Source organism: Vibrio sp. Vb1554 (assembly GCF_033344235.1).
The window spans coordinates 337,394-350,269 of record NZ_JAWPOJ010000001.1; the positions used below are offsets into that span (position 1 = coordinate 337,394).

General features: G+C 46.3%; 11 protein-coding genes. 10 read left to right on the top strand and 1 reads right to left on the bottom strand.

All coding sequences use genetic code 11. From position 1 onward, the window contains the following. The first annotated feature begins 482 nt into the window (after positions 1 to 482). From cyoA to R8N28_RS01500, 6 genes are all read left to right on the top strand, one after another. A complete protein-coding gene (cyoA, locus tag R8N28_RS01475) occupies positions 483 to 1,364 on the top strand; it encodes a ubiquinol oxidase subunit II (RefSeq protein WP_005388604.1) in 882 nt (293 codons plus the stop codon). Positions 1,365 to 1,369: 5 nt separating this feature from the next. Further along, positions 1,370 to 3,406: a cytochrome o ubiquinol oxidase subunit I gene (gene cyoB / locus R8N28_RS01480; protein ID WP_033906952.1), complete on the top strand. Its 2,037-nt coding sequence runs from the start codon at positions 1,370 to 1,372 to the stop codon at positions 3,404 to 3,406. After that, a complete protein-coding gene (gene cyoC, locus R8N28_RS01485) occupies positions 3,396 to 3,998 on the top strand; it encodes a cytochrome o ubiquinol oxidase subunit III (protein ID WP_065275371.1) in 603 nt (200 codons plus the stop codon). The genes cyoB and cyoC overlap by 11 nt, the downstream gene beginning before the upstream one ends. Further along, positions 3,998 to 4,309, top strand: a complete 312-nt coding sequence (cyoD, locus tag R8N28_RS01490) for a cytochrome o ubiquinol oxidase subunit IV (protein ID WP_033906954.1) — start codon at positions 3,998 to 4,000, stop codon at positions 4,307 to 4,309. The genes cyoC and cyoD overlap by 1 nt, the downstream gene beginning before the upstream one ends. Then, a complete protein-coding gene (gene cyoE, locus R8N28_RS01495) occupies positions 4,270 to 5,184 on the top strand; it encodes a heme o synthase (RefSeq protein WP_033906955.1) in 915 nt (304 codons plus the stop codon). Before cyoD ends, cyoE begins: the two co-directional genes overlap by 40 nt. A 662-nt stretch (positions 5,185 to 5,846) precedes the next feature. Further along, complete coding sequence (locus R8N28_RS01500; RefSeq protein WP_065275370.1) at positions 5,847 to 6,953, top strand: NADH:flavin oxidoreductase; 1,107 nt, start codon at positions 5,847 to 5,849, stop codon at positions 6,951 to 6,953. Between the two features lie 80 nt (positions 6,954 to 7,033). Here the strand turns inward: R8N28_RS01500 and R8N28_RS01505 are convergent, their stop codons facing one another. Further along, on the bottom strand, positions 7,034 to 7,924 hold the full coding sequence (locus R8N28_RS01505) for a LysR family transcriptional regulator (protein WP_005375788.1): 891 nt from the start codon (positions 7,922 to 7,924) through the stop codon (positions 7,034 to 7,036). Between the two features lie 155 nt (positions 7,925 to 8,079). On the opposite strand from R8N28_RS01505, the gene R8N28_RS01510 reads away from it, so the two are divergent. The 4 genes from R8N28_RS01510 (at position 8,080) to R8N28_RS01525 (ending at position 12,782) form a co-directional block, all read left to right on the top strand. Next, a complete protein-coding gene (locus R8N28_RS01510; RefSeq protein WP_005375789.1) occupies positions 8,080 to 8,478 on the top strand; it encodes a RidA family protein in 399 nt (132 codons plus the stop codon). 73 nt (positions 8,479 to 8,551) lie between these two features. Continuing rightward, positions 8,552 to 10,012, top strand: coding sequence for an aldehyde dehydrogenase family protein (locus R8N28_RS01515; protein WP_042521079.1), 1,461 nt, complete (start codon positions 8,552 to 8,554; stop codon positions 10,010 to 10,012). 69 nt (positions 10,013 to 10,081) lie between these two features. Beyond that, positions 10,082 to 11,071, top strand: a complete 990-nt coding sequence (locus tag R8N28_RS01520) for a membrane dipeptidase (RefSeq protein WP_005388594.1) — start codon at positions 10,082 to 10,084, stop codon at positions 11,069 to 11,071. Between the two features lie 109 nt (positions 11,072 to 11,180). Further along, a complete protein-coding gene (locus R8N28_RS01525; RefSeq protein ID WP_005390956.1) occupies positions 11,181 to 12,782 on the top strand; it encodes a BCCT family transporter in 1,602 nt (533 codons plus the stop codon). Positions 12,783 to 12,876: the final 94 nt, after the last annotated feature.

Sequence of the window (12,876 nt, forward strand, 5' to 3'; positions counted from 1 at the left end):
TAATTGTTGAAGCACGAGAAATTCGTGTTGAGGTTAATATTCGATTTAAAGTGTGTAACTTCCATTAATGGAAGGTTAGTTTCCAGTTGTGGCTAATGAGCTTTAACTTTTTACTCCTCATAATGCGCCAAATGTAACATAGTGTTTCAAAGTGTAACAATAAACTCACACTAAGAGTGTGGTTTTGATCTCCACTCAATTCCGTTTTGTTTCGCTCTGAGCCCGACGTTACTCATGCTCAACACATAAACATTCTAATGACTATAACAACTGGTTCTTGGCTTGATACCAATCGTATCGTAGCAAATAACGGTTCATTCTAGCTGGTTAAATGCTTGATGACGAAGTTGAAAAATTGTAAGTAGAATAACTACTTATCGAAGTTTTTTCTTGTTCTCATACATTACCTCTGCGCTATTTGTGAGCTTTTATTTACTTTGATTGGCATCTGCTTTGAAACCAGACAACCATCGAGAAAGTTAATGGAAGCCTCAAGATATAAACGCATCTTGTCGAGGGGAAGTTTGGCGTCCGTCATACTTATGCTCTCAGGATGTAATTCAGCTTTACTTGACCCCAAAGGTGCCATTGGTGTGCAAGAAAAAGAGTTAATTATTACTGCTCTTTTGCTGATGTTGATCGTTGTAATCCCTGTGATTTTAATGACGATTTACTTCGCTTACCGATACCGCGCCTCTAACACTGAAGAAGAGTACGCACCCGAGTGGTCACACTCGACCAAAATCGAAGTGGTGGTATGGACAATTCCAATCATCATCATTGCGATTCTTGCGACGATCACATGGCGTTCGACTCATGAACTAGAGCCATCCAAACCTTTGGAAAGTGATGTTAAACCAATGACCATCGAAGTGGTGTCACTCGATTGGAAATGGTTGTTCATTTATCCAGAAGAAAACATTGCGACGGTGAACTATGTGGCGTTCCCGAAAGACGTGCCAGTGCAGTTCAAACTGACTTCGGACAACATCATGAACGCTTTTTTCATCCCTCGCTTAGGTACACAGATCTACGCGATGCCAGGCATGGTAACCAAGCTCAACCTGATAGCGAACCACGAAGGTGACTACAAGGGTTTTGCATCGAACTACAGCGGCGAAGGCTTTTCGCAAATGAAGTTCACAGCTTCAGCAATGTCTGATCGTGCTGCGTTCCTAAATTGGGTGCAGAAAGTGAAGGCGAGCCCTGATCGTATTGAAGATTGGGAGCAATACAGCTCACTGGCAGCGCCAAGTATCGCAGAGCCAGTCACTTTGTTCTCTAGCGTTCCTCCGTTCTTGTTCACCGACGTTGTGACTCAGCATCCTGGTTCAATGAACTGTTTGCCTGAAAACCAAGGATAATCGTAATGTTTGGAAGATTAACTCTTGATTCAGTTCCATTCCACGAACCTATTATCGTCATCACCCTAGCGGTTGTGGCGCTGGTTGGTTTAGCCGTAGTTTACGCGGTGACCAAAGCCGGAAAGTGGCAATATTTGTGGAATGAATGGTTTACTTCAGTAGACCATAAAAAACTTGGCTTCATGTACATCGCAGTAGCGATGGTGATGCTTGTTCGTGGTTTTGCTGACGCAGTCATGATGCGTAGTCAGCAACTCCTTTCTTCTGCGGGTGAAGCAGGTTACTTACCACCGCATCACTACGATCAAATTTTTACTGCCCATGGCGTGATCATGATCTTCTTCGTAGCGATGCCATTGGTCATTGGTCTGATGAACATCATCGTGCCACTGCAGATTGGTGCGCGTGACGTAGCTTTCCCGTATCTGAATAACTTGAGCTTCTGGCTGTTTGTTGTAGGTGTCATCCTAACAAACATGTCTCTCGGCTTAGGTGAATTTGGTCGTACCGGCTGGTTGGCGTATCCGCCGCTTTCAGGTATTGAGGCTAGCCCAGGAGTCGGGGTCGACTATTGGATTTGGGCGCTGCAGATATCAGGTGTTGGTACGACGTTAACAGGCGTGAACTTCTTCGCGACCATTTTGCGTATGCGTACACCGTCTATGCCAATGATGAAGATGCCAGTTTTCACTTGGGCGTCTCTGTGTGCAAACATTTTGATCATCATTTCATTCCCAATCCTAACGGTGACTATCGCTCTGCTTACGCTGGATAGATACCTAGGCATGCACTTCTTTACCAATGATCTTGGCGGCAACGTAATGATGTACGTCAACCTGATTTGGGCTTGGGGTCACCCAGAAGTGTACATCTTGATTTTGCCAATTTTTGGTGTGTTCTCAGAAGTCACCGCAACCTTCTCACGTAAAAAGTTGTTCGGTTACACATCGCTAGTTTGGGCTACCGTAGTTATCACGATTCTTGCCTTTGTCGTTTGGCTACACCACTTCTTTACGATGGGGTCTGGCGCGAACGTAAATGCCTTCTTCGGTATTGCCACGATGATCATTTCTATCCCAACTGGGGTGAAGATCTTCAACTGGCTATTCACGATGTACAAAGGCCGCATCCGCTTTACGACGCCAATGATGTGGACGGTGGGCTTCCTTATCACCTTTACTGTTGGTGGTATGACGGGCGTACTAATGGCTGTTCCGGGCGCAGATTTCGTTCTGCATAACTCAGTATTCCTTATCGCTCACTTCCACAACGTTATCATCGGTGGTGTGGTGTTTGGATGTTTCGCTGCGATCACTTACTGGTTCCCGAAAGCGACCGGTTTCACCATGAATGAAACTTGGGGCAAACGCGCGTTCTATCTTTGGATTATTGGTTTCTTAATGGCGTTCTTACCGCTTTACGCGCTGGGCTTCATGGGGATGACTCGTCGTTTAAGCCAAGACATCAACCCAGAATACTTCCCACTGTTGTCGATTGCCGCAGCAGGTACGGTTGTGATTGCGCTGGGCGTATTGTCTCAGTTCATCCAAATTTACGTGAGTATCCGTGACCGCGAGCAAAACCGTGATCTAACTGGTGACCCGTGGGGTGGTCGTACTCTTGAGTGGGCAACATCGTCTCCACCGCCGTTCTACAACTTTGCGCACCTACCAAAAGGTGATGTGCTGGATGCCTTCTGGTACCAGAAACAAAGTGGCGAGTTCGATCCAAATAAAGAAGTGGAATACGAACGTATTCATATGCCAAAAAACACGGCAACAGGCATCTACGTGTCGGCTTGGTCGCTCCTATTTGGCTTCGGCATGATTTGGTACATCTGGTGGCTAGCGGCGGCAAGTTTGGTCGGTATTATCGTGACGTGTATTCAGCATAGCTATAACGATGATGTGGATTACTACGTGGAAGTTGAAGAGATCAAAGCAATTGAGGCCGAACGTCGAGCTCAGCTTGAAGAAGCGAAGAAAAACTCAGTGAAAGACAGCGAAAGTAAAGATGATCTGGAGGTGACGTATGCAAACTAATATCGCAGCACATCACGACCATGATCACCACCATGACACGAATGGCAACAAGCTATTTGGCTTCTGGGTTTACCTGATGAGTGACTGTGTACTGTTTGCGACCTTGTTCGCGACATACGCTGTGTTGTCGAGCAATTCAATTGCGGGCCCAACAGGTAAAGACATTTTCGAACTCCCATTTGTGTTTGTCGAAACCATGCTACTGCTGTTTAGCAGTATCACATTTGGTTTTGGCATTATCGCGATGAAGCGCAACAACGTTGCTGGTCTCAAACGTTGGATGTTAGTCACGTTCGCGCTTGGTCTTGGCTTTATCTGTATGGAGGTCTATGAGTTCCATCACCTGATTGAAGAAGGCTATGGGCCACAAACAAGTGCATTCCTATCGGCATTCTTTACGTTGGTTGGTACGCACGGCCTGCACGTAACCTTTGGTCTGATTTGGTTAGCGGTAACGTATCATCAACTGTCGACGAAAGGTCTGAACGACAATATGTCAATGCGCTTTAACTGCTTAAGCCTATTCTGGCACTTTCTAGATATCGTTTGGATTTGTGTCTTTACCATCGTTTACTTACTGGGGGTAATGTAATGGATCAACATGTAGAAACCAGTTCGTCAGATTACGTGAAAGGCTTTATTGCCTCACTGATTCTGACGGTAATTCCGTTCTACTTTGTTTGGACGAAATCATTACCAGATACAACGGCCTATGCGATTCTATTTGGATGTGCATTAGTGCAGATATTTGTTCACTTTAAATACTTCTTGCACATGGAAACAAAAACATCCGACGGACGTTGGAACCTTGTATCACTGATGTTTACCGCCATTGTTGTACTTATCCTTATCGCTGGCTCGGTATGGATCATCTACAACATGAACGTCAACATGAAGTTGTAGGCCAAGGTATGCTGAAAAGTTATTTGTCTATCACTAAACCGGGCATTATTTTCGGCAACCTGATTTCTGTTGCGGCGGGGTTCTTCCTCGCCGCAAAAACAGAACCAGCCAGTCTAATGTTGTTCGTTACGACGTTAGTTGGTGTTGGGTTAGTCATCGCTTCAGGTTGTGTGGTGAATAATATTTTCGATCGTGATATCGACCAAAAGATGGCACGTACACGAAATCGTGAAACAGTGAAAGGCAACATCAATATCGATATTGCGTTTGTTTATGCACTTGCATTATTGCTGGTAGGAACCGCACTGTTATTTATCCGAGTAAACCCACTATCCGCTGTCGTCGTGTTGCTTGGCTACGTGTATTACGTGTTCTTTTACACGATGTGGTACAAACGTAACTCGGTGTATGGAACCTTAGTGGGAAGTATCTCAGGCGCAGTTCCGCCATTGGTGGGTTACTTGGCGGTAACAAACTTCATTAGCTTGGAAGCGATTTTACTCTTTACCATGTTCTGTCTCTGGCAAATGCCGCACTCGTATGCCATTGCCATGTTCCGCATGCAAGACTACCGAGAAGCCGGGATTCCCGTATTGCCAGTTAAAGAAGGCATTCATAAAGCGCATCGACACATGAAAGCGTATGTCGTGGCGTTTGGAGCAGCATCATTGGGGTTATTTTTACTAGGTGAAGCCGGGTATGAATACTTAGCGGTTGCAGCGGTTGTTTGCTTTATGTGGACGAAAGTGACCTTTCGCAGCATTGATGACAACAACTACATCGCTTGGTCAAAGTCGGTGTTTAAAGTCTCACTGCTAGTGGTGATGGGGATTAGTGGTGTGCTTGGTGTCGAGTTGATTCCTCTAGCTCTGTAACAACCAAACCTAAGCGTTTGCTAAGCGCCAATATCTTTTGCTGCTGAATGCATGAATGGCCTTACCTAGAAGTAAGGTCATTTAACTTTCTATTGTCCTTTGTTTTTCCTGTTCCTCCTCTAGCTTCACTATCACGTATTCATATCTAAAAGCAAAAACAACCAGTGTGTAAAACATAGTGGGTCGCGTGTTTCCGCTGACGCGTAATAATGCCAAGAGATAGCGACGATTAAGCCAAAAAGTATAAACAGCGCAATAACTCTATTTGCCATATGAGAATTCAATATCGATAGTTTGTAATGTAAACATTTGGGGTAGTGCTAGTTCCGATAGCAGCATACAAACTAACAATGTGAATGTTTGAGTTGAATCACCAGCTAGCGAAATACAAAAGCTTTACGACTGAAAGTGGGTGACGAAGCATCTTAACTCCAGTGAAATGAACACGATTAAGAATCATCCATTTACATAATCTAAAAACTCACTAAACCTTAACCCAGATTAAAGTTTTGTCGTCTCCGAGGCATTAAGGTGCGCCTGTAGTTTGCAGGTCTCAAGGATTCAGAGAAGGAACAGCCATACATCGTGTATCGCTGTTCCTTTTTCGTTCTTGTTTACTTGCGAAAAGATAAAACATAAAGACAACTTTAAGAGGACTGGTTTTGAGCATTTTGTTTTCCGAAGCCCGCATTGGCAACATGACCCTAAAGAACCGTTTTGTGCGAAGCGCAACGTGGGAGAACATGGCGACCGAAGATGGTCACATGACGGCAAAGCTTTACGATATTTACGAAACGCTTGCGAAAGGGGAAGTTGGGCTTATTGTCACGGGTTATGCCAATATCGTTGAAGAAGAGAAACCCAACGCAGGTATGATGGGGATCTACAACGACTCTTTTATTGAAGAATACAAAAAGCTAACAGAGCTAGTACATCAACTAGATTCTAAAATCGTGATGCAAATTGCTTACGGTGGCACCAAAACCATCCATAACGTCGGTGAGCGTGTCATCTTCGCTCCGAGTGACGTGCCTGAGCGTGGTACAAATACGCAAGGCAAAGCGATGACAAAGGACGAAATCGACTACATCGTAAAGGCATTCGCATTGGCGAGTAAACGTGCTCAAGACGCTGGTTTTGACGGCGTAGAGATTCATGCGGCGCACACTTATTTAATTAACCAGTTTTTAAGCCCGTACTATAATCGTCGCGAAGACGAATATGGTGGTAGCTTAGAAAATCGCATGCGCTTTCTTTTAGAAATTTATTCTGAAACCAGAAAGCTGGTTGGAAGCGAATTTCCCATCCTCGTTAAACTGACGGCAACTGAGTTCTTTGACGGCGGTTTAACGTTCGATGAAACTCGCGTCGTCTGTAAGAAACTTGAAGAAGTAGGCGTTGATGCGATCATCGTATCTGGCAATGTTCACGGCAAAGCAAACGAACTTGTTGGTCAAACGTTCGATGGTTACACACTACAAGAAGAAGGTTACTTTCACGAATATGGTCACGTGATCAGCCAGGACGTTAGCATACCGGTGATTACTGTCGGCGGGCTGAGCGACATTGATGCGATTGAGAAAATTGCAGAAAACACAGATATCCAATTTTTTGCTGTGTCACGCCCTTTATTGGCTGAGCCACAGTTGATAAAACGTTGGAAAGAAGGCAATCGCGCACCAGTAGATTGTGAACGTTGCTCAAAGTGTCGTACCAAGCGTGGTAACTTTTGCGTGGTGTATAAGAACCGAAATCGTCGCAAAAAATAGAACGAAGCGAATACACAAATACAAATTAGCCTCCACTCTGAATATGGAGGCTTTTAATTATCCGCATGTTAATCGAACCATTATTTATCTTCTTTTTGATAGTTTAAATAATGCACACAAAGATCGTGAAATGCTTTAGCTTGAGGCGAGATCGTGCGATCGGTTAACGTAAATATACCAATTTGCCTTTCAAGTGGTGGATCGATAAGCGGAATCCAAACCAAGCGTGTTTCATTGGTTGGGAAAGCAAGCTTCGGTAGGGTCGTGACACCAATCCCAAGTTCTAAGACAGAAAACAGCGAAGTAATATTTTCGACTGAATAGAGCGCTTGCTGACTCAGAGCTCTTGCTGGGGTTGGATCGAGAAGTGTACAAGTGCCGTTACGGATAAAGGGTTGTTCCAACAAAGTTTGCCACTCGATTCCTTCTGGATGACTCGCAATAGGGTTGTCCTTTAAACACACCACGCCTATTGGATCGGCTAACAGCGGCGTAAAGTCAATGCCGCCCTCATCGAGGTGAGAGGGGTTACCGAGCGCTAAGTCGACCTCACCGGAGAGTAGGCGAGCCTCGACGCCAGCGGCATTATCGTCTATCAAGCTTACTTCTACATTTGGATACTGTTCGCAAAAGGCGCCCAACACGCTAGGAATGAGCTTCGCTGCAACAGAAGGAACGCTCGCAATTCGCACTCTCCCTTGCTGTCCGGCAGCGGCTGCTTTGAGATCGTTGTCTAGTGCACTGTAGATATTGAGAAACTGAACCACTTTGGGCAGACAAATTTCACCAAACGGGGTCAATTTGGTTTTGTTTCCGGGTTCAAACAGCGTTTGCCCTAGAATTTTTTCAAGCTCTTTTATCGATGTGGACAGTGCCGCCTGAGAACGATTTGCACGATGTGAAGCGGCTCGAAAGCCTCCTTCCTCGACTACCATCACAAAATGCATTAATTGTTGAAGCTTAATACTCATCCCTAATGCCTCTTAATCCCTTTATTTACGTTATTTTAAACAGAGTGATAAGTTTATTTTATCAAATGTCAAAAATTTAGCGTTAGATTTATCGCCTGTCAATGTGCATCATTTAACCATATTGAAACAAAGCTGTTACAAAGGTTGAAAGGCACGTGAATACTCCTACTAAAAAACACCCAGTTAAAACCAGTCTATTTGCTTCTAAAGCGCCGCTTGAATGGGCGATAGTCAACAACGGAACCCTGTATACGGCTCAAATTCCTATTGATGACACAGGCGCGGTTGTGGAAGGCGGTATCGAAGCACAAACACGTCAAACCTTTAACAATCTCATTCACACCCTGGAGTGTGCAGGGGAATCTTTGGACTCGGTATTACAGGTCCTGATTTACGTGACCGACAGAGAATACTTAAAGACCGTTAACCAAGTGTACGCGGAATATTTTGAAGCGCCGTACCCAAATCGTGCCGCCATGGTGGTTGCAGGGTTAGCGCGAGAAGAGATGTTGGTGGAGTTTGTCGTCTACGCGTCGGCAAGCCAACCAGAATAAATCCAATAAGAACAATTAGAGATCAGTGAGTGGGTGGCTTGCCATCACAAATCGGAAGAACAAGGAAAGAACCATGACTTTTATTAACAATGTTCAAGCAGAAAAATCCCTCTATATAGCGGGTGAGTGGCAATCGGGCATGGACACCATCGCCAATATTAACCCTTCTGATATCAGCGAAAACATTGGCGATTTCGCACAAGCGAGTGTGTCGCAAGTAGAGCAAGCGATTCAAGCGGCTAAATCAGCGCAGCCAGAGTGGGAAAAAACACCAATCGAGCGCAAACAAGCAGTGCTGCAAGCGATTGGTGATGAGCTCATTGCACGATGTGACGAATTGGGTACCTTGCTTTCGCGTGAAGAAGGTAAGCCATTTGCTGAAGGTCGAGGTGAGATTTACCGTGCTGGCCAATTCTTCCAATACTTTGCTGCTGAGGTACTGCGTCAAATTGGCGATAACGCTGCTTCCGTCCGTCCAGGTGTCTCCGTTGAAGTTACTCGCGAAGCCGTCGGCGTTATCGCCATTATCTCTCCTTGGAACTTTCCAACAGCAACAGCGGCTTGGAAAATCGCGCCAGCACTTGCGTTTGGCAACAGCGTCGTCTGGAAGCCTGCCAACCTAACCCCAGCAAGTGCCGTTGCGCTGACAGAGATTATCCATCGCCAAGGTTTACCTGCTGGCACGTTTAACCTCGTTTTGGGTAGCGGTTCGCAAGTCGGTAATACCCTTATCAATTCGAAGGATGTGAACGGCGTTAGCTTCACTGGTTCTGTGGACACTGGCCGCAAAGTTGCAGCGGCAACAGCACCAAATTTTGTGCGTTGTCAGCTAGAGATGGGTAGCAAAAATGCGCTCGTAGTGGCAGATGATGCAGACATTCAGATTGCTGTCGAAGCAACAATCGCAGGCTCATTCTCGGGTGCAGGTCAAAAGTGCACCGCGTCTTCTCGTCTTGTGGTTATGGACGGAATTCACGACGCGTATGTTGAAGCGCTAATCAAACGCATGAGCGAACTTAAAGTGGGTCACGCACTGGAAGAGGGCGTGTTCATGGGCCCTGTGGTTGATGGTAACCAGCTGAATGCGAACTTTGAGTGGATCGAAAACGCACGCCAAGCAGGCGCGGAGCTGGCTTTCGGTGGTGAGCGTCTGAGCCTAGAGCATGACGGTTACTACATGTCACCAACTCTGTTTTTAAATACACAGAATGGCTGGGAAGTGAACCAAGAAGAAGTCTTTGCGCCAATGGCGAGCGTGATTCGCGTTTCTGATCTGGATGAGGCAATTGCAGTCGCGAACGATACGCGCTTTGGCCTGACAGGCGGCATTATCACGCAAAGCTTGCGCAATAGCGCGATCTTCAAACAGCAAGTCCAAACGGGCTGCGTCATGGTTAACTTGCCAACTGCGGGTACAGATTATCACGTTCCATTTGGTGGTCGTAAAGAATCTAGCTTTGGTCCTCGTGAGCAAGGTCAGTACGCCAAAGAGTTCTACACCGTAGTGAAAACCGCTTATCAGCGTCCTTACTAAGATCGGCAGGGTAACTGATGGTGTCAGTTGCCCGCACGAAAAGGCTAAGAAATTGTTTAAGGAGTGGTTATGTACCAACAACGGATTGTGATTGACGGATTGCAGTACTGCAATTGGGATCGAGAGTATTTCCAAACACTTAAGGCGAGTGGCATTACCGCCGTTCATGCCACCATCGTCTACCACGAAACTGCGCGCGAAACCTTGACGCGTTTTGCTGAGTGGAACTTGCGCTTCGAGCAAAATGCGGACCTCATCATGCCTATTTATTCAATGGCAGATGTAGAAAAAGCCAAAGCAGAAGGTAAAGTCGGAATCTTCTTCGGCGCGCAGAATTGCTCACCGATTGATGATGAAATTGGCCTGATTGAAGTGATGCGCCGCCAAGGTCTGCTGATCATGCAACTGACCTACAACAACCAAAGCTTACTGGCGACAGGTTGTTACGAACAAAACGATTCCGGCGTAACTCGCTTTGGTAAACAAGCGATTGAAGAGATGAACCGAGTCGGGATGATCATTGATATGTCCCACAGTGCGGAGCGTTCGACGTTGGAAGCCATCGATCTTTCTTCGCGTCCAATTTGTATCAGCCATGCTAACCCGACGTTTGCGCATGACGCACTGCGCAACAAGTCCAACACCGTGATCAAAGCACTGACGGAGCGCGGTGGTTTGATTGGATTCAGTTTATATCCGTTCCATTTACCAAATGGCAGCCAGTGCACGCTGGATGATTTCTGCCAGATGGTTGCGAAAACCGCAGACATGTTTGGCGTTGACCATTTAGGTATCGGTAGCGATTTGTGCCTAAATCAGCCGCAACAAGTGTTGGAGTGGATGCGCAACGGTCGTTGGTCAAAAGCGATGGATTACGGCGAAGGTTCAGCAAGTAACTCGGGATGGCCAGATGCGCTGCCATGGTTCTGCGGCAGCGCAGGGATGGAGAACATCTACAACGGATTAATGGGTCACGGATTCAGTGAATCTGAGGCTGGAAAAATATTGGGTGAAAACTGGTTCAACTTCCTTAAAGAAGGATTAGAGCCTATTTCATAGCATTCCCCAAAGTAGGAACCGCCTGTCCACATAATAACAATACGGCAGGCGTAAAACTCACATTTGTAGCCAGTCTTTGGCTGCTGCAAAGAACCTCTGGAGCCAGAGTATGTCTGATTTAACCAATAGCATGAAAGCTTCCACGATGAGCGTGTCATCGGGCAAGTCAAAAGCAACACACAACACATCAACAACAGAAAACACGACGGACAAATTGGGACTGAATAACCCGGCCTTTTGGTATAGCGGTGGTTTTATCGCGTTGTTCGTTGCTATTGCACTTTATGACGGCGAGTTGTTATCTACGATCGTTAACGCTGGCTTTGGCTGGGCAGTTCAGGTGTTTGGTCCTTACTGGCAGTTACTGCTGCTTCTCACTTTTCTTATTGGTCTTGGCTTGGCTGCAGGGCGAACAGGCAAGGTGATGTTGGGCGGGATTGCTAAACCAGAAATGGATTCTTTCCGCTGGATGGCGATTATTTTCTGTACCTTGTTGGCTGGTGGTGGCGTTTTCTGGGCCGCGGCTGAGCCTATCGCACACTATGTTAGCCCACCCCCTTTGTACGGCGCGCAAGATAACCCGCAGCAAGGTGCGGTGAATGCGTTGTCGCAATCCTTTATGCACTGGGGCTTTCTGGCTTGGGCGATTGTAGGTAGCTTAACTTCCATCGTGGTGATGCACCTGCATTACGACAAAGGTTTACCACTAAAACCCCGTATTTTGCTTTACCCAGTCTTGGGCGAACGAGCACTTAAAGGCCAACTCGGTGCATTGATTGACGCGTGCTGCATTATCGCGGTAGCCGCAGGCACCATCGGGCCAATTGGGTTTCTAGGCTTGCAGGTTAGCTACGCGTTAAATGCGCTGTTTGATATTCCTGATGGCTTTACCACTCAGCTTATCATCATCTTGTTTGCGATTGCTCTTTACACCTTGTCAGCACTCAGTGGATTAAGTCGAGGCATGCAACTGCTTAGTCGTTACAACGTGATTCTGGCAATGGCATTGATGGTTTACATCCTGTTTTTTGGCCCTACGAATTTTATCTTTAACGGATACATTCAAGGTGTAGGGAGCATGCTAGATAACTTTATCCCAATGGCGACCTATCGCGGTGACGAAGGTTGGCTAAGTTGGTGGACAGTATTTTTCTGGGGCTGGTTCCTGGGTTATGGTCCGATGATGGCAATCTTTATTGCGCGTATTTCCCGTGGTCGCACTATTCGCCAAGTCATTTCCACCATCAGCATTGTGGCTCCGTTAACCACCTGTTTTTGGTTCACGATTGTGGGCGGCTCAGGCCTTGCGTTTGAAATTGCTGAACCGGGTAGCGTGAGTGCGGCGTTTGAGGGCTTTAACTTGCCAGGTGCTTTGCTTGCAGTGACTCAGCAACTACCAATGCCAATGCTGACTTCAATTCTATTTCTGATTTTAACCACGATCTTCATCGTCACGACGGGCGACTCAATGACCTACACAATCAGTGTCGTGATCAGTGGTGAAACGGAGCCGAATGCGATCATCCGTACCTTCTGGGGAGTAATGATGGGTGTGACGGCATTGATCCTAATTTCCCTTGGCTCTGGCGGCATCTCTGCTCTGCAATCTTTCATTGTGATTACCGCGGTTCCGGTTTCGTTGATTCTGTTACCGTCACTTTGGAATGCGCCACAAATTGCAATCAAAATGGCGAAAGAGCAAGGGCTATAACAATTATCCAATTCAAACAACGTGGAGCTTGTGCGGGTGTTTTCCTCCTGCGTCCGCACAAACCCTAGTATTCTTACAATAACAAATAGGTGGT